Below are 20,282 nucleotides of genomic sequence, written 5' to 3' on the forward strand. Positions count from 1 at the left end.
GCGACCCCTCGCCAGTTAATACTAAGCGTGTTTACGGGTTAATGCTTACGAGCATTTTCCTTGTTACGCTTAGTGATCATGATGCTTGCTCCTGCGCCCAGGGCTGCAAGAGCAGCGATAGCGATAGACACGACCGCGCTACCAGTCTGAGCCAATGGTGCAGCAGTAACACCGTTCCAATCATCAGAATCTTCGACTGGAGTGTCATAGCACACACCCGTATTACCACCATTACCATTATCTCCACCGTTTGGGTCGAATGGGTGATCGTTATGGGATGCGCATGGCACGATAGGTGTACCAGTCGTGTGACCACGGTCGGTATGATTCATCGTGTTCATACCAGTCAACGTGCCCTTGACTTCTACGTATTCGCCAGGCTTTAATACCAGGTTAGACCAGTTTGCTGGATACTCCAGATTAGTTACCGTACCGGAGCCTGCGATAGTCTTATCATCTAACGTGATCTTGGTCAGGTTGACTTTACCGGTGTTGATGATACGGAACACAATCTTGGTGCCGTTCTTGGTAGACTTCAAGGCTTCGCTTGGTGTGTTACGGTCTCCCGCTTCAAGACCAGATGCTGCGTCGTACTTGATGAGTTTAATAGCAGGGGTCTGGTCTGGGGTCTTGGTCCACACCATATTGGATTCGCGTTCAACATCATTCATGGTTTCCACGAACGTGTTTTCTACGCGATCGCTTACGCCCAAACGGGTCATTTGCACGTACGCTGTCCAGGACAAGTCACTATCCATAGCAGATGCAATATCAAGGAACTGTTGTGTTGCCTCTACAGTAAACGCACCATTAGCCTCGGTGAAAGTGAAATATCCGGCATCAACACCGCTACCGTCGATACGGCTACCCTTGGAGATCACAGTGCCGTCAGCGAGCTTAATGTCGTTGTTGACATAGACTGCCCACTGGCCGGTTAGCTTGTCAAACTTTTCATCATAATCATCCACGATGCGCCAATTCTTGATCTGCTTGTAGGCACGGTTACCAGCGATCTTGGAGCTATCGAGACGATACAAGAACTGATGATCCTTATAAATACTCTTACCATTCGCACTTTCGCCATTAACCTTAACAGTCACATCCTTCTTCGGGTTAATAACCTTTAACGGGTTAGTTACCGTGTTCGTTACATCCTTGCGATCGTTTGTAATCTGGGTGGCAGTGTTCTTCACTACATACCCGTCCTTGACCTGCTTGACTGTCATAGGAAGCACGATGGTGTAATCCTGACCAAGGAGAGACTGGTCGATTGCAGGATCCTTTGTCACATCCAATACCTTGCCAGCGTAGGCCTTTAAATCTGTTGGTTGTGGATCCCCTGGAAGAATATCTCCGAGATACTCCGTGTCTACGGTCTTAGCGAACACGTAGACGACACCATCCTTAACCTGGATATTGAACTTGTTGGTGACGTCCTTACCGGCTGCGTCTAGGATTTCGATATTCTTGTCATTGAGCTGCAAGTACTCATCATCATAGTCATCGATCATGCCGAGACGGTAGTTGATGCCTCAGGGATTGGAGCAGCATACACATGCACATCACTCATATCTGGATCCCACAAATAGTCAGCAGCCGTGTAATCATCAGACAGGGTGAATGTGTCGAGGCTATCTCCCAGGTTCTCGCCCAAGCTACCGTTAACCACAGAGCCGAGCTTGTCACCATCAAGGATGGTTTGGGTGTCTGCACCGGTGGTGTTGGTATGCTTCGCATCAATAACGGTTGCCCATTTGCCGTTAGAGTATTTTACCCAGGACTTATCAGGGGTAAAGTCCCACAGTTTAGGCTGGTCTTTTGCAAGAACGATAACAATCAAATCAGTATTTGGCGTACTCATACCCTGAGCAGCGAATGAAGCGAGTGTATTAGCTGAATCAATATCATCAAACACTGTGTATTCGCTACCGCCGTGATTATATTTTCTGGTACCGTTCTGTGTTTCGTTGTTCCATGCTGATAACCATTGAGCGCCAGTTGCTTGCGCGCTAGAAGTATTGTTATATTCCGGTTTTGTGATTCCTGGTCCTGCTGTTGTTGCGGTGAAGCCTACACCCCAGATGCGGCAGTCTGCCGAACCAGTGCCACCTCGCGCAGTATACTCTGTTTCACAATCACCGCGAGCCTTGGATAATGCAGCGTTAATTTGCGCTCTAGCTGCTGCTTCGCGGGTAGCAGAGCTACCGATGGCTACACCTTCTGATTGGATAGCGCGCACCACTGCTTCATTATCTGATGCGGAACCTAGGTTATCATCGGTAACCCAGAATGTATTCGATTTATATGTGCCAGATCCGCCAGTGTTTCCACCTGTCCATCCGGCACCGCCAGCGGCAAATGCGGATCCTGTCAACATTGTTGATGCGACAACGATACCAGCAAGAGCGCGATGTGAACCTTGTCGGATCTTGTCTCTCATACTTTTATGCTTAGCGAAAAGCGACATAAAAGTCTCCCTTTTTCAAATTGCTTATTATGAAATGCGAAACCAAAAAGTTTCACATTCAGTAATGAGAAAATGAAAAAATTTTATTTTATATCAATAAAAATTTGGTATTGATAAAAATGGTTGGTTTTAGAAGTCGTCTAAAACCAACCACTATGTAAAGGGAAAATGAGTAAAGATGGAAACTATTTGCTATTAGTTACATCACCGTCACCATCTGGTGTTCCATCGGTATTCCATCCAGTGCCACAGCGATAGATATATCGACATTGATTAGGTGTTCTATGTAATTCATTATATGCTTTCCCGTCAGCAAGGTATTTATCCCAGTCGACCGCACCCGAATTCTTATTCTGTGCTGGCGCACTATAAGAAGACCCACCACGAGTACTTGAACGAGGAGCTCCCGAGCTAGTACGAGCCGCAGACTGGGAACGAGCCTGCGGAGCTGCTTGCGCCGCAGGCGCTGCGGCAGCGTCTGCCTGCTGCTTCGCTTGTATACTTGCGTTTACACTGTCGATTGCGCCTTGGACTGGCTCAAGAGCCTTAGTCAAAGACTCGACGGTTGCTTTCTTATCATTCAACGCTGCGGTAAGCGTGTTTATCTGGTTTTGCAGGTTATCACGAGTAGCATTATCAGCCACTTGACCGTCTGATGAGGAGAGCAGATTATTCATCTCATCAAGCTTCGCCTTCACCATATTCTTAGCATTTTCAAGATCCTTCACATTCTTCGACTTTGTGACCTGAACGACTGAGTTTTTCAGAGCCTTAGTGGTCTTATTAAGCTGTGCTGTAGTCTTATCAAGACTAGACATGGTCGCGTTGAAAGCCTGAGTGTAGGAGATAGCACAATTCAAAGACTGCGCCTTACTTACCTTTTTACTCTTAGCATGCTGGGCTGTGAATGTGGTGTAGGTTTTAGCGTTTGCAACCTGCTCCACACTAGTCACAGTCTTAGCAGTTTCATCAGCATCCTGGCGTGTCTTCTCGTACTGTGCCCACGCTTTGGCGTACGCACTGTTTGCCTGGATGCACGCTTGAGTCTTGGAATCTCTTAAAGACTTCACACCCAGCATACTCGCAACCAGCAAAGCTATAACTACAACAACCGCAGTAGCAATGATGATAAGCTTACGCTTCTTCTTGCTCCCTGGCTTCTGGTCACCGCGACCAGAAATAGCATCTAGTCTCGTAATCTCGGTTTCTTGTTTAATAATCTGATTTTTATCCATATTAGCCATAATTATCCTTCGTCTTTCTATCTATGTTTTTACTATACGTAAATATTCAGGTGAAAGATATATACATACTTAGTGTCGTTCTAATTTTTCTTTCCTAATCTCGATAACTTTTGCTTTATACATAGTAGTGAGAATACGATTGGCAACTTTTTGATATAAAGTCAATATGCTCGTGTGCTCCCCTCATATTGTCTTGTTTTAGAGGCGAACAGCTTCTGTAATGGCACTGCTATCAGGGAATGTGAGACTGATATATATTTGAGTGGTTTCTACACTAGCGTGGCCAAGGAGTTTAGATACTAAGAGAAGGTCGTGTGTACTTTCATATGCCTTAGTGGCATATCGATGTCTGAGACTATGTGTGGAGTATCCGTTACCAAGAAGCTGAGAGATGTGATGCGCAATATAGGATGCTTCGACGTGACCGGTCCATCTGCCAGGAAACATGTATCCATGCTTGTTGGCGATGATTTGTGCGAGATCTGGCGCGATGGGGACAGTGCGTTCTTTGCGTCCTTTACCGTGTACAAGAAGCTGGGGATGAGTATTAAGCATCATAATATCGGATGAAGATACTTGTGCTATCTCACTACGTCGTAATCCACATTCTGCCCCGAGCCTGAGCATGGCTTCATACTCCTTGTTACCTCTAACTCGGGCTAAAGCACCACGAATGATGTAATCAGGAAATGGATGAGGTATTGCGTATTCTTTACGAATTTTAGGTAACTTTACTGTTGGATTGACATCAATAATTTCTTCTTCAATCATGTATGAGTAAAACGAGCGTATTGTTGAAGAATAACCTTTGCGCGTTTCTCGTTTCCAGTCTTGGTGTGCAAAAAGCTCAACAAGTTGTTGTCCTGTAATATCTTCTGGTGGCTGATTAAGTAGGCGTGCAAGCCGACTGATTTTGTAGTAGCGGCATCTAATCGTATCTTCTGTATATCCACTTGCTTCAAGATATTCCAGCCAATGTGTAACATATGTTTCCCAACTATTAGGGAGTAGTTTTCTTTTGATTTTTAACATAAAAACATAGACTAGAATACGTAGAGAAAAGATTTTACGTATTGTTTCGTTACACGGTTTCAAGTCCGTTTTTTTTTACAAATACATAATATGTGATATACTATATATGTAACTAACCGATAGGATGAAAAGGCTAGTTGGTTTTAGGAAAGAAAGATGAATGATAATGGATTTGACATTGAATCAGATTGTGACAATGAATATTCGTATGCTTTTGGCGGGTCAAAGACGTACGCAAAATGAATTGGCGGAAGTATTAGATATGACACGACCGTCGGTCAATATGAGATTAAATGAAGCCACTCCATGGCGTGTTCCGGAAATAGAAAAGGCCGCAGAATTCTTAAAAGTAGAACCTACGACCTTATTCGTAGCGGGGCATGGATTTGAACCATGGACCTCTGGGTTATGAGCCCAGCGAGCTACCGAGCTGCTCCACCCCGCGTCGGCTGATTTAAACAGCTCTATCTACAATAGGTGCAAATTTTGATTTGTCAAGTTTTTGGCGTGTTTTTTATAAAATATTTGTAAAAATGTAAACAAATGTGTTTTATAATAAACATATGCCTATTAAAATTCCTGAGGGTTTACCAGCCAGAGACATACTTGATTCAGAGCGTATTTTCGCGTTGGAGCGTCCTGAGGCTGAGCGTCAACGTGTCAGGCCTCTGCGTGTTTTAATTCTGAATCTTATGCCGAAGAAAATTGAAACAGAAACTCAATTGCTTCGTTTAATTTCAAAATCACCATTGCAAGTAGACGTTGATTTTATGAAAACATCAACGCATGTTTCTACGCATGTTAGTGCAGATCATTTGGTGAAATTCTATGAAAATTTAGAATCTCTTAAAGAAAATTACTACGATGGATTTGTTGTCACTGGCGCGCCTGTTGAGCATATGGAATTTGAAGAAGTTGATTATTGGCAAGAATTTACGAAGATTCTTGATTGGTCATATACCCACGTATTTTCAACAATGTATTTATGTTGGGGTGCTATGGCAGCTTTATATCATCGTTATGACGTACGTAAGCATGTATTAGATGAGAAAATTTTTGGCGTTTTCCCACAATTCCTACAAGATGAATACTGCTTTTTGACTAATGGATTTGATGAGATTTCTTTGCAGCCGCATTCGCGTATAGCAAGTGTTGATTTAGATGATATTAAAGAAAATAATAATTTGCAGATTCTTACATCTGGTTTTGAATCAGGACCTGGGTTAATTGCTACTAGAGATTTCTCTGAGGTTTTTGCTCTTGGACATTGGGAATATGGCAAGATGACTTTAGCGGATGAGTATAAAAGAGATATGAATAAAGGATTAAGTAACGTTCATCTGCCGAAGAATTATTTCCCGAATGACGATTATCGTTTAGAGCCTGTTTTTTCTTGGAGAGCGCATGCAAACTTATTGTGGAGGAACTGGCTTAATTGGGTTTATGAAACCACTCCGTACGATCTTAATGACATACCTAAATTGCGTTCTGCTGGAAAGCTCGGTACTGACAGATCCATACGGCATGCTCCTGCTAGTCCTCGTTTAGATTCCTATTCGATATTTACCGAGGTGGGGTACGGTTTGAGGTACTAAAATGAACATTTCCTGATGAACAATTTTTAGAAGGATAGTGGTATTTTTACGAAAATTAATGGCTTTACCTTAAAAAATTACGTATTTTATTAAATTTCATTGAAAAATAAATAAAGAGTCTAGTGTTGAAATGTGATAAAATGCAGGAGGTATAAGTTATGTACAATCCACGAGTAGAATCGAAATTCGAAAGCCGTATTTTCGAGTTGTGTATGCAATCTACAAAGACGGATTCGTGAAAAATGCAGCTCGTTTTATTCAAGGTGTGTCAAACTAGGAGGCGTCAATGATTGGAGTCATTGGAGGCTTTACTAATGCTGTTGCATTAGCGGCGAGTAAGCCGGAATTGCCTAGCATTAATGATTTTTTGCCTCCAGAGATTTTGTTCCCTGGTACTCCGTTTGCAATGAATCGCATTATATTAGTTCGAGTATTAATGACGATTATTGTTATGCTTGTATTCGGCATTAGTGCTATTCGCGCGAAGTTAGTTCCGTCTCGTTGGCAGAGCTTGATTGAAACCTTAATGGATTTCGTGCGCTATAACATTGTGTATGAGATGATTGGTGAAGAGCGCGGTAAGCGTTACATTCCTATGATGTCAACGTTATTCTTAACAATCTTCTTCTTCAACTTATGCTCTGTTATTCCAGGTTTTAATATTGCTGCAACAGCATCTATTGCCGCTCCTTTGGTTTTTGCTTTATGGGTTGTGTGCCAGTATCTTTATGTCGGCATACGAGAAAAAGGATTCCTAAGATTCTTCCGTGAAGCGTTATTCCCAGCTGGGGTTCCTTGGCCTATTTACTTCATTCTTTCGCCGTTGCAATTAATAGAGCTTATAATCGTGCGACCACTTTCTCTTACAATACGTTTGTTTGCGAATATGGTAGCAGGGCATTTACTTGTTGCTACATGCTTAGTTTTCACTAATTTTTACGTAGTTGATTCAAGTAATAAGCTTCTTGCTTTAGGCGGCGTTCTGTGGCTATTAGGCGGAATCTTATTCACAGTGTTTGAAATTCTGGTTGCAGGATTACAGGCATTTATCTTCACAGTGCTTGCATCCGTTTATGTTTCTGAAAGCTATCCAGAAGAGGAAGAAAAGAACGCGGTCGAAGCTGCGTAGATTTGTTTACAAAGTAGCGTTACGCGTTTAATGATTAGGTTTGATAAAAATTAATATTTTGAACTGATAAAAGTTGCAATAACTTGAAGCAGTTTATAAAGAAAGGATCAAAAAAATGAATACTATAGTTGCTCTCGCAGGTTTGACTGGTAACCTCAGCATTCTTGGTTTTGCTATTGCAACCATCGCTCCTGCTCTTGGCATGTCCTTCGTGGTATCCAAGGCTATGGAGTCCACTGCTCGCCAGCCAGCTGTTGGTAACCGTGTACAGCTGTTTATGTTTGTTGGTTTGGCATTTATCGAAGTTTTGGGCTTGCTCGGCTTCGTTTCATACATCATGGGTATGAACGCCTGATTAAGACTTTTATGTGCAAACACAAAAGTGTAATAAACAATAAAGAAAGGACAAGCCATGGCTTTTGCAGCCGGAGATAGTAAATTGGCATTGTTCTTGCCTGAAGCTTACGACCTTGTTTGGTCTCTAATTATCTTGGTGATTCTGGCCGTATTCTTCTACAAGTTTGTTATGCCGAAGTTCCAAGCGATTTTCGACGAACGCGCTGAGAAGATTGAAGGCGGAATTGCTAAAGCTGCTGAAACGCAGCGTGAGGCGGATGAGCTTAAAGAGAGGATTGAATCTCAAGTAGCTCAAGCTCAAGCTGATGCTGCAAAGACTCGTGAGCAGGCTCGTGCGCAGGCTTCAAAAATTATTGATGAAGCTCGTCAGCGTGCTGAACACGATGCTGCAAAGATTATTAGCGAAGCACAAAGTTCTATTGAAGCTCAACATAAGCATGCTATGAATAGCCTTCAGGGCGAGGTTTCAGTATTGGCCGCTGCCTTGGCTGGTAAGATTCTTGCATCAAAATTGGATGATGAAAAAGTGAGCGCTCAGATTCTTGACCATGTTATTGATGATGTCGAGAATTCAGAAAATTCAGATCACGAGGAGTAGGAGGTAAAAGATGCAGGCAAAGGCATCGCGAGTTAGTGAGAACCTATCTCGTACTTCGCTTGTGCAGGCCATTACGGATGCACATGATGAAGCGCAACGTATTGCCGATGAGTTGTCATCTATAGTTGAAACTCTTGATCAGTATCCTGAGCTTTCTGACGCAATCACCGATCCGAATAGATCTTCGGATGATAAGTCTCGTCTTATTGACGAACTTATGAGTGATAAAGCACATCCAGTTGTGTTGCGTATACTGCATTACCTAGTTGGTTCATGGCATGGCGGCGAAGATACTGGTAAGAAAGGTAGCTTTGGTGGAGCGTGGTCTGGTTTCGAACGCGAAGCTGGAGAAACGCTTGTTACCGTTACAACAGCTCAGCCGCTTACAGATAAGCAAATCAAGAGGTTAATTGAGATTTACACTAAGAAATTGGGGCATCGCGCTTATATAAACCCAATTGTTGATCCCAATGTGCTCGGCGGTATGCGTATTTGCATAGGAGACAAAGTAACTGATCGAACGATGCTCATGCAGTTGAAGCAATTACAGCGTTCAGCTCGTAATGGTGCATGGACTCAGGCGATTAAATAACGCTTATAAAAAAGTTTTCTTGTAATATTCGCGTTATTGTTTATAAAAGCTGAATCTTAGAACTAATTAATTCTAAGAACGTACATAATGTACATAAGGAGAATTATGGCGGAACTATCTATTGATCCCGCCCTGATACGCAAGGCACTCGACGGTTTCGTTGAATCGTATAAGCCGACAGATATGCCAACTCAAGAAGTTGGATATGTTGTTACGGCAGGCGATGGCATTGCTCACGTGGCTGGTTTAACTGGCTGCATGGCAAACGAGTTGCTTACTTTTGAGAATGATACCTTGGGTCTTGCGTTTAACCTTGATGCTCATGAAATCGGCGTTGTTATTCTAGGCGATTTCACAGGTATTGAGGAAGGGCAGGAAGTGTATCGCACCGGTGAGGTGTTGTCCGTGCCAGTGGGTGATGCCTACCTTGGTCGTACCGTTGATCCTCTGGGTAAGCCTATTGATGGATTAGGTGCTATTGAGTGCAAAGAGCGTCGTATTCTTGAGGCTCAGGCACCAGACGTTATTCACCGTCATCCTGTTGATGAACCACTTTCTACTGGTTTAAAGGCTATTGACGCAATGACACCAATTGGACGTGGTCAGCGTCAGCTTATTATTGGTGATCGTCAGACTGGTAAGACTGCAATTGCTATTGATACTATTATCAATCAGCGCGCTAATTGGGAAACTGGAGATCCAAAGAAGCAGGTTCGATGCATTTATGTAGCAATCGGTCAAAAAGGTTCGACTATTGCTGCTGTGCGCCAAAGCCTTGAAGAAGCAGGAGCTATGAAGTACACGACGATCGTGGCTAGCCCAGCTTCCGATTCTGCAGGTTTTAAGTATATTGCGCCTTACACCGGTTCTGCAATCGGCCAGCATTGGATGTACAACGGTAAACATGTTTTGATTGTTTTCGATGATTTGTCGAAGCAAGCAGAAGCATACCGTTCAATTTCCTTGCTTTTGCGTCGTCCACCTGGGCGTGAAGCTTACCCTGGTGATGTGTTCTACTTGCATTCTCGTCTGCTAGAACGTTGCGCAAAGCTTTCCGACGATTTGGGTGGCGGTTCCATGACCGGCTTGCCAATTATCGAAACTAAGGCAAATGACGTTTCTGCTTACATTCCAACCAACGTGATTTCTATCACTGATGGTCAGATCTTCTTGCAGTCTGATTTGTTCAACGCAGGTCAGCGTCCAGCAGTTGACGTCGGTATTTCCGTGTCTCGTGTTGGTGGAGCTGCTCAGGCTAAGGCCTTGAAGAAGGTTTCCGGCATGTTGAAGATTTCCTTGGCTCGCTATAAGTCTTTGGAATCCTTCGCAATGTTCGCTTCAGATTTGGATGCAGCTTCAAAGGCACAGCTTACTCGCGGTGCTCGTTTGACTGAATTACTCAAGCAGAAGCAATTCTCTCCTCGCTCTATGGAACAAGAAGTTGTTTCTGTATGGGCTGGTACACACGGAAAGCTTGATGATATTCCTGTAAAAGATGTTTTGCGTTTTGAAAGCGAATTATTGGATTACCTTGATAAGGGAACCGATATTTTGCAAGTAATTCATGACACAGAAGATTTTACTAAGGAAACTGAAGCCAAGCTTGATGCTGCTATTGATGACTTCCGCAGAACATTTAAGACTTCTGCAGGTAAGCCTTTGATTGTAAAGGATTCGTTGCCACCTGCTGAAAATCCTGCTCCAGTGGAAAAGGAACAGCTCGTAGCTAAGAAGTCTGAGCAGCATAAGTCTGATACCAAAAAGTCTGGGGAGAAGTAACTTATGTCCTCCCAACTTGCATTGAAATCGAGAATTATTTCCACTCAGTCTTTGGGTAAGATCTTCAAAGCTCAGGAAATGATTGCATCATCACATATCGCTAAATCTCGCGATATCGCTTTAAATGCGAAGCCTTATAGTGATGCGATTTTCGATGCCGTGCAGGCTCTGGTGGCTCATCATGAGGAAAATATTAAGCATCCTATCTTTGGTAAGGAACATCCAGGTAATCGTGTAGCGGTGCTTGCTTTAACTTCTGATCGTGGCATGGCTGGTGCTTTTACGTCTTCGATTATTCGTGAGACGGAAGCATTGCTATCCAAGCTAGATTCTGAAGGCAAGCATGCTGAGCTTTACGTTTATGGTCGCCGTGGAGCAACTTATTACAAGTATCGCAATAGAGATGTTGCTGGTACTTGGGAAGGCTCTACGGATCATCCTGATGTGACTATTGCAGAAAAAATTTCTGATACCTTGATGGATGCTTATATGAAGCCAGAAGATGAGGGCGGTGTTTCTGAACTGTATATCGTTTTCACTGAGTTCATCAATATGGTGAGGCAGAAGGTGCGCACTTTGCGTATGCTTCCAGTGGAATTGGTTCCGTTAAAGGATGGCGAAGAGTTTTCTATGCACCGTCCTGATTACGAGGCAGCTTCAGGTCCATCTGCATCTCTTTCTTCTACTGGTGCAGTGAATGCTCGCGTAGAAGCAGTAAGTCGTAGTAATCCTGATGCAGTTGAATATTGCTTTGAACCTAGCTCAGATGAAGTTTTGGACTCTGTTTTGCCAAAGTATATTCAATCGCGTATTCATGAGTGTCTTTTGACTTCTGCTGCTTCAGAAACTGCAAGTCGCCAGAATGCTATGCATACGGCTACAGATAACGCACGTAATTTAGTGGAAGATTTGACGAGGAAACTTAATGCTTCTCGTCAGGCTTCTATTACGCAGGAACTTACCGAGATTATCGGCAGCGCAGATGCGCTGAATAATGAGGAGGATTAGGGGCAATGGCTGAAGATCAGACCACAGCACCTCCAGAGGCTAAAGAGGAAGTCGACCCAACGGCCGGTCACGTAACGCGTGTGCAGGGTTCCGTTATTGACGTTGAATTCCCAGTCGGCTATCTGCCAGATATTTATAATGCTCTCAAGGTTGATATCGCCACCGTTGGAAATACGGAGGGAGATACCGTTCATGAGATTACTTTGGAAGTTGAGCAGCACCTTGGTGATTCCACTGTACGTGCAGTAGCTTTAAAGCCTACGGATGGTTTGGTTCGTGGAGCTTTGGTTCGTGACACTGGTGGTCCAATCTCTGTGCCGGTTGGAGATGTTACTAAAGGTCACGTTTTTGACGTTACTGGCAACATTTTGAATGCTAAGCCTGGCGAAAATATTGAGGTGACCGAGCGTTGGCCAATTCACCGCAACCCACCTGCTTTCGATCAGCTTGAGTCTAAGACTCAGATGTTTGAAACAGGTATTAAGGTTATCGATTTGCTTACACCTTACGTTCAGGGTGGAAAGATCGGTCTGTTCGGCGGTGCAGGCGTTGGTAAAACCGTGTTGATTCAGGAAATGATTCAGCGCGTTGCACAGAATCACGGTGGTGTGTCTGTGTTTGCTGGCGTTGGCGAACGTACTCGTGAAGGTAACGATTTGATTGGCGAAATGGCTGAGGCTGGCGTTTTGGAGAAAACAGCGCTTGTCTTCGGTCAGATGGATGAGCCTCCTGGGACTCGTCTTCGTGTGCCTCTTACTGCTTTGACTATGGCTGAGTACTTCCGCGATGTGCAGAATCAGGATGTGTTGCTGTTTATTGATAACATATTCCGCTTCACTCAGGCTGGTTCTGAGGTTTCCACTTTGCTTGGTCGTATGCCTTCTGCAGTGGGTTATCAGCCAAACTTGGCTGATGAAATGGGTGCGTTGCAAGAGCGTATTACTTCTACTCGTGGCCATTCCATTACTTCGCTTCAGGCTATTTACGTGCCTGCAGATGATTACACTGACCCTGCTCCTGCAACAACATTTACGCACTTGGATGCAACTACCGAGCTTTCGCGTGATATTGCTGCTAAGGGTATTTACCCGGCTGTTGATCCTTTGGCTTCTACTTCGCGAATTCTTGATCCGCGTTATGTTGGACAGGCTCATTACGATTGCGCAAACCGCGTGAAGGCTATTTTGCAGCGCAACAAGGAGCTTCAGGATATCATCGCTTTGATTGGTATTGATGAGCTTGGTGAGGAAGATAAGACTACTGTGAGCCGTGCTCGTAAGATTGAGCAGTTCCTTGGTCAGAACTTCTACGTGGCTGAAAAGTTCACTGGTCGTCCAGGTTCTTATGTGCCAGCAGACGAAACAATCGAAGCATTTACGCGCATTTGCGATGGTGTTTACGATGAGATTCCTGAGCAGGCGTTCTCTGGTATTGGTGGCATCGATGATCTTGAGCGTCGTTGGCACGATATGCAGCAAGAGTTTGGTGCGTGATTATGGTAGATAAGCAAGTAAAAACGCTGCACATTAGTGTGGTGGCAGCCAGGCATCCTGTGTGGGAAGGTGAAGCTAAGTTTGTGGTTATTCCTTCAGTGAATGGCTCAATGGGTATACTTCCTGGGCATGAGGCTGTGCTTGCGTTAATTGATCACGGTTTAGTGAAAGTCGATGATGCAGAAGGCGAGCATCATGTTTTTAATGTGACTGACGGCTTCTTCTCTGTTGACTCTGATCACATAACGATTGCTGTTGAACACAGTTGCAACGTTGATAAAGACGGCAACGTTTTGCCTAACGCTAAGGTGATTTAAGAAGCTTACGTATAAATAAAGTAAGCTACTGAAAAGGCAGGAGTTTGGGTATTCTCAATCTGGGTATTCTCAGGTTGGATATTCTCAAGCTCCTGCCTTTTGCTTTATTTTGTTGTTAAATCTTGTATTGATACTTACGTTGTTCGCATTTTATTTTTGGGAATTAATCCTTTATTTTTCTTTTTATTTAGCGGCTTTGGGGCCTGATTCTCGTTTGTGAATATCTTGATTTATTAAGAATTATTTTATAGACAAAATTATATACATACATTACGGGGGTAGGGTATCTGTATACTTAGTGACGATTTAATTTAAGACTAAGTTGAATTAATTCTTATGCTGTTTTGTAAACGGTCTCCTCGCGCGATAATTCGCGGCAGGGGAAAGGAAAAGTATGTTCAATAAAAAAGCGATTGCCGCATTTGCAGCGGTGGTGACTTTGGCTTCGGGAATTGCATTCGCTGTTCCAGCTGTTGCTAGCAATGATCCTAAAGTTCAGAAGAATGGCACTGAAGAATCTGCTAAACTCTCTCCTCTAGATACACTTAAAAAACGTGTGAACGGTTCTCGTCTTCTTAAAAGTGAAATTGATGAGATTTTAAAATATGTCAGCAAAAACGAGTCGAAGGTTACCGGTCATGGTGACGATAACGCTCTTGTTGTTAAGCACGTAGACGACATGATTGTTAAGTATCGTGCTAGGCATCTCGATGTTATTGGTTTGCATAAGCTTGCTAATGAGATGCGTAATGCTAAAGGCTTCAATTCGGCGAATGAAATTTTCTACGGTAGTAAAAATGAGCGCAATAAGGCTCAAAGCGCATACGTTAATGGCAAAGCTGCTTTAGCTAAAAAAGCTGAAGATGAGGGTCTTACTTTAATTGCTAACAAGATTAAAGAATCTAATTACAGTTCTTTAGCTTCTTTGGAAAATTTGCTTAATGAATCAGAGAAGTATGCTAAGGAAGATTTAATTAAGCAGGCAAAGGCTAAAAATTTCCACTTTACTGCTAAGCTGATTAGCAAATCTGCGACTTTTAGTGGCGCTCGTGCTTTGTTTAATGAAGCTCAAAAAACAATTACAGATAGCGCAATTAAAGTCATAGTAGACCTCGGAACATCAGAGGAAGATTTTCTGGAGTATTTAAAAAAAGTTGGTAAAACGGCTACGCCTTCCCAGATTGAATTATTCAGAAAAGAATCGCAGAAGCGTCGCGCTGCACAAGAAAAATCTTATACTGATGCTGTTGAATTAGCTCAGATAGCTAACGCAGGAATGTTTACTGCTACTGGCGGTGAAAAGGCTGCGATTGCAAAGTTCCTTGCCGTTGTAAATAGTTTTGGCAATAAGACTTTCGAAAAGTTTAATACTGCTGAAGCAAATCGAGCTGGTGCTGCTGCCGTAGAATTTAATAATAAGATTTCTGTAAATCTTAAGAACGCTATTAAAAACTACAAGGAAGAAAAGGAAAAGTTAGCTAAGCTGGCGGAGGATGAAGATTTAAGCTTTATAGCTAATTTGATTCGCAACTCTAAGAAGTCTAGATTGGTTTCTTTTGAGAATCTTATTTCAGAAGCTAAGAAGAGCAAGAATAATAATTCACCAAAAAATCCTGGTGCCGAGAATATTCCATCAGTGCCTTCATCTCCAAATCAGTCTGAAGGCTCATCTGACAGCAAATCTGCTGGTCAGTCCGTAGAAAAAGCTCCAGCTGCTCCTGCAGGTCCTGATGCCAACGTTACTTCAAAGACTTCTTCTAAGACTGGATTAGCAAAGTCTGAGTCTGCTACAAAGACTGAGTCTGCTACAAAGTCAGCTCAAACTAAAGCTGTAGTTCCTGCTGCTCCTAAGACTGTTAATGATCTTAAGCCAGAGGTTAAGGGCAAGATTACTGTCAGCAATAATAATGTTGCTAAGGCTGGCGTATCTAACAGGGTTACTGTTCATGTTGATGATGCTAGGTTTAATGCTGAGTTGAAGGAAAAGGGTTCTGTTAAGGCTTACGCGTTCATTTATTCCACTCCTAAGCTTTTGCGTAGTGTGGATGGTAGTGATTATGTGACTGTTAAGCTTGGTTCTGATGGTGTTCCTTATTTTGATGCTAAGTTCCCTGATGGTTATTCGGGTAAGCATACTGTTGTTCTTGTGGATGAGAAGGGTAATCAGCTTGCTTGGACGAATATTACTGTGGTGAATAATGCTGTTAAGACTAGTGTGACTACTGCTGCTTCTAATGTGAATGCTTTGCCTGCTACGGGTTCTAGTGTGGTGTTGGCTGTGTTCGCTGTTGTTGCGTTTGTTGCTGCTGGTTTTACTTTGCGTAAGGTTCGCCGTTAGTAATTGGCTTACTAGCTTACTAGCTGAATAACTGAATAACTAACTGATATTGCTGTTATGTGTTAGTGGCAATAGTTTATTAAGGGCTTTCGTTCGTGCTCGCTTGTTTGCGTTCGCGCGTGAAGGCCCTTTTATATTGCATGCTGTTGTTTGCTCAGTCTGCGTTAAGCAGCCATTGAGCTATGTCTATTACGCGGATTCCTTCAATGTCGTAAGAATCGTGTCTAGTATTTGCGAGCAGGATTTTAGGATAAGAATCTTTTATCGCTTTTAGTGGCGAAAGTTCGCGCTTCAACGTGGAATCGTCGTTAATATTGTCTGAAACTTGAATATAAAGCTTCTCACTCGCTTTTACTGCCACAAAATCTACTTCTTTTTGGTAAAGTTTGCCAACATAAATTGAGTATCCTCTTCGCATAAGCTCAAGTGCAACAATATTTTCGTATGCTCTTCCGTAATCCATGTTGCGAGTTCCCAGAATTGCGTAGCGAAGTGCAGTGTCTGCCAAGTAGTATTTTTCGTTTGTTTCTAAGTATTTTTTGCCGCGAATATCGTAACGTTTTACTTTATAAAACATGAATGCATTGCATAAATATTTTAGATAATTCCCAACTGTTACGTGCGTTGTTTCAATCTGATTCTGCTTAAGTATTGAGCTTACATTGTTTGCGGTTGTGAGATTCGCAATATTGTCCATTAAAAATTCGCATATTGAGTCAAGAAGTGATACTTCCGATATTGCGTATTTGTCTACTAAATCGCGTTTAACAAGAGTTGTATACACGTTTTTTATGTACACTTCCGCATCGTCTTGATTTGCGTAAACGTATGATCCTGCAAGCCCGCCCTGTTGTAAATACTTTTGCAGAGCATCGTTAAAGTTGCTTGTGATTTCAAAGTATTCGCAATATTCTGCAAAACTAAACGGGAATACTGGTATTTCAATGAATCTTCCACTGAACAGTGTTGCAAGGTCCGAGCTAAGTAAGAATGCGTTGGATCCAGTTAAATAAATATCGTATTTATTGCTATTGTGAAGGCTGTTAATCGCAAGCTCAAATTTTGGGCATAATTGCACTTCGTCAATCATAAGAACGTTGTACGCTTCGGGCACGTAACGGCTTTCAACGTATGCAAAAAGGCTTTTGTAATTTTTTAGATTTTCATAATTTAGGTTATTAAAGTCGATGCTGATTATGTTAAGTTGCTGGTTGTTTGAATTATCTTGTTGTTGTAGTGCGTTTGGCTGCTGTGCGTGTTTGGCTGATGCGTAAAGTTTGCTACTCTGATTGCCATAAGTGTTTTCTAAATACGTACGGTAAGCGCGCAACAACTCCGATTTTCCACTGCGCCGAATACCAGTAATGATTTTTATATCTGGCGTGCCTTTAACGCGTTTGAGGCGATTTAAGTAATCTGTTCTCTCAATGAGCTTCATTGCAATCACCTTTTGTCTTCAAAATCGTAGTATTTTTCACTTTTGAAAGCAAACACGTATTTCTACTTTCAAAACTTTAATTTTATTTTACTTTTGAAAGTATTATATCATTTTCACTTTCAAAACTGTAATATTTTTTCACTTTTGAAAGTGTAGAATCTTTTTGCTTATAGTTTTGCGAATCTTTACTTTTGTGTGTGCCAAATCGTGATTATCTTTACTTTTGATGTTGATTATGGGAAAATAAGTAAAGATTTTAGTGCGTGAGTATTTAGATTCGTCATGATTTATCTCAATTAAAACTATGCAAGCGGAAGAAAGAGAACCGTTAAAATGTATGATTACACGGGATTTAACAACAGGCTGCGAGAAAAAGGCGTTAAAAAATCTCAGTTAGCAGCCGAGCTGCATATTTCTTCTCGTACGATTGCAAAAATCTCAAAAGGCGAAAAACTGTCAAATTTAGTAATTGCGAAAATCAGCAACTATTTACAATGCAAGCCTAGAGAATTGTATCGCGTAATCTCTGGTAACCCTATTTTGCAACGGCTTAGGGAAGAGAAGGAGCATCGTATTCCAGGCGGAATTTACCACGAGCTTCAAATTCGCATGACGTACAACTCGAATCATATTGAAGGCAGTCAGCTAAGCGAAGATCAAACTAGGCGAATTTTTGAAACTAACACTATAGGTTCCGAAGAAAAAGTGGATGGTGTAGTTGATGGCGCGGATTCAAGTGTTGGTGTAGTAGAGAACACAAGTATTAAAGTTGACGACATTGTTGAAACAGTGAATCATTTTCGCGCGATTGATTACTGCATTGACGTTGCTGAAGAGCCTCTTAGTGAAGAAATTATTAAGCATTTACATTTGCTACTTAAGCGCGGAACAAGCGACGAGCTTCTACCTTGGTTTAGTGTGGGTGATTACAAGTTGCGTGCGAATGTTGTAGGCGGTGTGCAAACTTGCGAGCCGCAAAAAGTGCATGGTGAGATTAGCAAGTTGTTGGCAGAATATCTTGCTAAAACTGATTTGTGCCTAGAGGATATCGTTGATTTTCATTACAGGTTTGAGCGAATACACCCATTTCAGGATGGCAATGGCAGAGTTGGGCGTTTGATTGCTTTTAAGGAATGCTTAAAGCATAATATCGTGCCCTTTATTATTGAAGATCGAAAGAAATATTACTATTATCGCGGTCTTAAGGAATATAGCAATGAGCGTGGGTTTCTAGTTGAAACTTGCTATGACGGTCAAGATACGTTCCGTGCGTTGTTGAAGCTTTTTGGGTTGTGACGCGTTCTGCTTATTGGGTTTTTAGGCTTGTGTGAATATCGTTTCATTTCGCAAAATTAAAAAATTTTCAAATTTGCGAAATGGGATTTGTGTGGTTTTAGTTATACTAGAAGTAGTGGGAGGTGTGCTATGAAGCTAATTGACAGGGATTTTTACTTAAATAGGCTGCAAGAACTTAAAGATGTACCAGACATAAAGGTCATTACGGGAATTCGTAGAAGTGGTAAATCTAAACTGTTAGATGCTTTTAGTTCACGTATCCAACAAGATGCTAATGCGAATGTAATTCGAATAAATCTAAATCAGAAAAAGTATCAAAAACTTTTAGAAGAGGATGCTTTATATAACTATATTGAAGAACATTGTGTTGAGGGGAAATCAAATTATCTTTTTGTAGACGAGATTCAACTTTGCAATGGCTTCGAACGTGTGATTAATAGCATTCATGATGAAGAATTATGTGACATATATGTTACTGGCTCTAACGCTTTTCTGCTTTCAAGTGATCTTGCTACTTTGTTTGGCGGTAGGGTATTTGAAATTAGCATGTACCCATTTTCTTTTGCTGAATTTTGTAAATATTATTCAAAAACAGATAATGATGAAAATTATATCGATAAGAGTGATATAGATAAGTATTTCGATGAATACTATGTACGTGGCGGAATGCCTGGATCTTACTTATATAACAAAGATTACGATGCGCGAAAGTATGTTGAAGGAATATATCGTACAACTATAGTAAAAGATATCGTGCAAAAATATGGCATAGAAAATGAAGATTTACTTGTTATGATTGCGAATTTCCTTATGGACAATGTTGGTAATTGTACTTCGATTCGCAATGTTGCTTCTGTACTAACGTCAAAAACTTATAAAACTAATGATAAAACAGTTGGTGCTCATATTAGTTATTTATGTAAATCATTCATGTTCTATCCAATACAACGTTATGATATTAAAGGCAAAAGGTACCTTGAGTCAGATAAAAAGTACTATCTTGCCGATTTATCATTTAGGTTTTCGGAATTAGGTACTAGATATTCTGATGTTGGACATTTGTATGAGAATCTAGTGGCTATTGAACTTTTAAGACGCGGGTATGAAGTGTATGTTGGCAAGCTTTATACTAAGGAAATCGATTTTGTGGCAAAGAAGGACGGAAAGCTGACTTATATTCAAGTTTCTGACGATATTTCGCGCGATGAAACTTTTGAAAGAGAAATTAGTCCGTTGTTATCTATAAAAGACGCTTACCCAAAGATGATTATTGCTCGTACTCGTCACGATGAGATGGAAAAAGACGGTGTAAAAATAGTTGATATAGCGCGATGGTTGTATGAGCGATGATTTGGACTGAATGCGCGTAATAAGGCTATTTTGTTCTTACACTATTCTTCTCTTTCGCATATGGTTTAGATTATTAGGAGGGTTTATTTCGCAAAATTAAAAAATTTTCAAATTTGCGAAGCGGGATTTGATTGGTTTACGAAGTGGTATTTGCTCGGTTTTAACGCGCGCAAAACATATTACACTGAAACGAGTGGCGTGATGTTGCCGATGCTTTTTGCGTTTGTGTGGATTCGTCAAATCGCAAAA

The 20,282-nt window shown here is 41.8% G+C and carries 18 protein-coding genes and 1 tRNA gene; 13 read left to right on the forward strand and 6 right to left on the reverse strand.

All coding sequences use genetic code 11. The features are described from left to right. Window positions 1-38 precede the first annotated feature (38 nt). The 4 genes from BFS05_RS06965 to BFS05_RS02465 all read right to left on the reverse strand — a co-directional run bounded on the left by BFS05_RS06965 (window position 39) and on the right by BFS05_RS02465 (window position 4,743). Window positions 39-1,511 (reverse strand): LPXTG cell wall anchor domain-containing protein, encoded by a 1,473-nt coding sequence (locus BFS05_RS06965; protein WP_258004201.1) that lies wholly within the window; start codon window positions 1,509-1,511, stop codon window positions 39-41. Further along, complete coding sequence (locus BFS05_RS06970) at window positions 1,508-2,467, reverse strand: hypothetical protein (protein ID WP_258004202.1); 960 nt, start codon at window positions 2,465-2,467, stop codon at window positions 1,508-1,510. The genes BFS05_RS06965 and BFS05_RS06970 overlap by 4 nt, the downstream gene beginning before the upstream one ends. Before the next feature lie 185 nt (window positions 2,468-2,652). Next, window positions 2,653-3,711 carry a GumC domain-containing protein gene (locus BFS05_RS02460; protein WP_103084442.1) on the reverse strand — a complete coding sequence of 353 codons (1,059 nt, stop codon included), beginning with the start codon at window positions 3,709-3,711 and terminating at the stop codon, window positions 2,653-2,655. Window positions 3,712-3,909: 198 nt separating this feature from the next. Continuing rightward, the gene (locus BFS05_RS02465) at window positions 3,910-4,743 is read right to left on the reverse strand and encodes a tyrosine-type recombinase/integrase (RefSeq protein ID WP_103084443.1); all 834 of its coding nucleotides are present in this window, start codon (window positions 4,741-4,743) and stop codon (window positions 3,910-3,912) included. 166 nt (window positions 4,744-4,909) lie between these two features. On the opposite strand from BFS05_RS02465, the gene BFS05_RS07140 reads away from it, so the two are divergent. Then, window positions 4,910-5,155 carry a helix-turn-helix domain-containing protein gene (locus BFS05_RS07140; RefSeq protein ID WP_226988350.1) on the forward strand — a complete coding sequence of 82 codons (246 nt, stop codon included), beginning with the start codon at window positions 4,910-4,912 and terminating at the stop codon, window positions 5,153-5,155. Here BFS05_RS07140 and BFS05_RS02470 read toward each other — a convergent pair. Further along, window positions 5,115-5,188: transfer RNA gene (locus tag BFS05_RS02470), tRNA-Met, on the reverse strand. The two genes, BFS05_RS07140 and BFS05_RS02470, sit on opposite strands and share 41 nt — an antisense overlap. Window positions 5,189-5,306: 118 nt before the next feature. Between BFS05_RS02470 and BFS05_RS02475 the strand changes: the two genes are divergently transcribed. The 10 genes from BFS05_RS02475 to BFS05_RS02520 all read left to right on the forward strand — a co-directional run bounded on the left by BFS05_RS02475 (window position 5,307) and on the right by BFS05_RS02520 (window position 15,949). Continuing rightward, window positions 5,307-6,338: a homoserine O-succinyltransferase gene (locus BFS05_RS02475; protein ID WP_103084444.1), complete on the forward strand. Its 1,032-nt coding sequence runs from the start codon at window positions 5,307-5,309 to the stop codon at window positions 6,336-6,338. Window positions 6,339-6,624: 286 nt separating this feature from the next. Next, window positions 6,625-7,467 (forward strand): F0F1 ATP synthase subunit A, encoded by an 843-nt coding sequence (gene atpB, locus BFS05_RS02480; protein ID WP_103084445.1) that lies wholly within the window; start codon window positions 6,625-6,627, stop codon window positions 7,465-7,467. Window positions 7,468-7,582: 115 nt separating this feature from the next. Further along, window positions 7,583-7,822: an ATP synthase F0 subunit C gene (locus BFS05_RS02485; protein WP_075523893.1), complete on the forward strand. Its 240-nt coding sequence runs from the start codon at window positions 7,583-7,585 to the stop codon at window positions 7,820-7,822. Between the two features lie 57 nt (window positions 7,823-7,879). Continuing rightward, window positions 7,880-8,422: a F0F1 ATP synthase subunit B gene (locus BFS05_RS02490; protein WP_103084446.1), complete on the forward strand. Its 543-nt coding sequence runs from the start codon at window positions 7,880-7,882 to the stop codon at window positions 8,420-8,422. A gap of 10 nt (window positions 8,423-8,432) precedes the next feature. After that, window positions 8,433-9,014 (forward strand): F0F1 ATP synthase subunit delta, encoded by a 582-nt coding sequence (locus BFS05_RS02495; RefSeq protein ID WP_103084447.1) that lies wholly within the window; start codon window positions 8,433-8,435, stop codon window positions 9,012-9,014. Between the two features lie 105 nt (window positions 9,015-9,119). Continuing rightward, on the forward strand, window positions 9,120-10,793 hold the full coding sequence (atpA, locus tag BFS05_RS02500) for a F0F1 ATP synthase subunit alpha (RefSeq protein WP_103084448.1): 1,674 nt from the start codon (window positions 9,120-9,122) through the stop codon (window positions 10,791-10,793). A gap of 3 nt (window positions 10,794-10,796) precedes the next feature. Continuing rightward, complete coding sequence (locus BFS05_RS02505) at window positions 10,797-11,801, forward strand: F0F1 ATP synthase subunit gamma (RefSeq protein WP_103084449.1); 1,005 nt, start codon at window positions 10,797-10,799, stop codon at window positions 11,799-11,801. A 5-nt stretch (window positions 11,802-11,806) separates the two neighbouring features. Beyond that, on the forward strand, window positions 11,807-13,294 hold the full coding sequence (gene atpD, locus BFS05_RS02510) for a F0F1 ATP synthase subunit beta (protein WP_103084450.1): 1,488 nt from the start codon (window positions 11,807-11,809) through the stop codon (window positions 13,292-13,294). Between the two features lie 2 nt (window positions 13,295-13,296). Next, a complete protein-coding gene (locus BFS05_RS02515; RefSeq protein ID WP_103084451.1) occupies window positions 13,297-13,611 on the forward strand; it encodes a F0F1 ATP synthase subunit epsilon in 315 nt (104 codons plus the stop codon). Window positions 13,612-14,005: 394 nt separating this feature from the next. Then, window positions 14,006-15,949 (forward strand): hypothetical protein, encoded by a 1,944-nt coding sequence (locus tag BFS05_RS02520; RefSeq protein WP_103084452.1) that lies wholly within the window; start codon window positions 14,006-14,008, stop codon window positions 15,947-15,949. A gap of 154 nt (window positions 15,950-16,103) precedes the next feature. Here the strand turns inward: BFS05_RS02520 and BFS05_RS02525 are convergent, their stop codons facing one another. Beyond that, window positions 16,104-17,387 carry an ATP-binding protein gene (locus BFS05_RS02525; protein WP_103084453.1) on the reverse strand — a complete coding sequence of 428 codons (1,284 nt, stop codon included), beginning with the start codon at window positions 17,385-17,387 and terminating at the stop codon, window positions 16,104-16,106. Window positions 17,388-17,720: 333 nt separating this feature from the next. Between BFS05_RS02525 and BFS05_RS02530 the strand changes: the two genes are divergently transcribed. Continuing rightward, window positions 17,721-18,683, forward strand: coding sequence for a Fic family protein (locus BFS05_RS02530; RefSeq protein ID WP_103084454.1), 963 nt, complete (start codon window positions 17,721-17,723; stop codon window positions 18,681-18,683). Between the two features lie 129 nt (window positions 18,684-18,812). Next, window positions 18,813-20,033 (forward strand): ATP-binding protein, encoded by a 1,221-nt coding sequence (locus BFS05_RS02535; RefSeq protein WP_103084455.1) that lies wholly within the window; start codon window positions 18,813-18,815, stop codon window positions 20,031-20,033. Window positions 20,034-20,282: the final 249 nt, after the last annotated feature.

This window comes from Gardnerella coleohominis, from assembly GCF_002896555.1.
Lineage (GTDB): Bacteria > Actinomycetota > Actinomycetes > Actinomycetales > Bifidobacteriaceae > Bifidobacterium > Bifidobacterium vaginale_F.

Coding starts and splice junctions, on each gene's coding strand:
- BFS05_RS06965 (WP_258004201.1), bottom strand. CDS start 1,511: ATGATCGATGACTATGATGATGAGTACTTGCAGCTCAATGACAAGAAT.
- BFS05_RS06970 (WP_258004202.1), bottom strand. CDS start 2,467: ATGTCGCTTTTCGCTAAGCATAAAAGTATGAGAGACAAGATCCGACAA.
- BFS05_RS02460 (WP_103084442.1), bottom strand. CDS start 3,711: ATGGCTAATATGGATAAAAATCAGATTATTAAACAAGAAACCGAGATT.
- BFS05_RS02465 (WP_103084443.1), bottom strand. CDS start 4,743: ATGTTAAAAATCAAAAGAAAACTACTCCCTAATAGTTGGGAAACATAT.
- BFS05_RS07140 (WP_226988350.1), top strand. CDS start 4,910: ATGGATTTGACATTGAATCAGATTGTGACAATGAATATTCGTATGCTT.
- BFS05_RS02475 (WP_103084444.1), top strand. CDS start 5,307: ATGCCTATTAAAATTCCTGAGGGTTTACCAGCCAGAGACATACTTGAT.
- atpB (WP_103084445.1), top strand. CDS start 6,625: ATGATTGGAGTCATTGGAGGCTTTACTAATGCTGTTGCATTAGCGGCG.
- BFS05_RS02485 (WP_075523893.1), top strand. CDS start 7,583: ATGAATACTATAGTTGCTCTCGCAGGTTTGACTGGTAACCTCAGCATT.
- BFS05_RS02490 (WP_103084446.1), top strand. CDS start 7,880: ATGGCTTTTGCAGCCGGAGATAGTAAATTGGCATTGTTCTTGCCTGAA.
- BFS05_RS02495 (WP_103084447.1), top strand. CDS start 8,433: ATGCAGGCAAAGGCATCGCGAGTTAGTGAGAACCTATCTCGTACTTCG.
- atpA (WP_103084448.1), top strand. CDS start 9,120: ATGGCGGAACTATCTATTGATCCCGCCCTGATACGCAAGGCACTCGAC.
- BFS05_RS02505 (WP_103084449.1), top strand. CDS start 10,797: ATGTCCTCCCAACTTGCATTGAAATCGAGAATTATTTCCACTCAGTCT.
- atpD (WP_103084450.1), top strand. CDS start 11,807: ATGGCTGAAGATCAGACCACAGCACCTCCAGAGGCTAAAGAGGAAGTC.
- BFS05_RS02515 (WP_103084451.1), top strand. CDS start 13,297: ATGGTAGATAAGCAAGTAAAAACGCTGCACATTAGTGTGGTGGCAGCC.
- BFS05_RS02520 (WP_103084452.1), top strand. CDS start 14,006: ATGTTCAATAAAAAAGCGATTGCCGCATTTGCAGCGGTGGTGACTTTG.
- BFS05_RS02525 (WP_103084453.1), bottom strand. CDS start 17,387: ATGAAGCTCATTGAGAGAACAGATTACTTAAATCGCCTCAAACGCGTT.
- BFS05_RS02530 (WP_103084454.1), top strand. CDS start 17,721: ATGTATGATTACACGGGATTTAACAACAGGCTGCGAGAAAAAGGCGTT.
- BFS05_RS02535 (WP_103084455.1), top strand. CDS start 18,813: ATGAAGCTAATTGACAGGGATTTTTACTTAAATAGGCTGCAAGAACTT.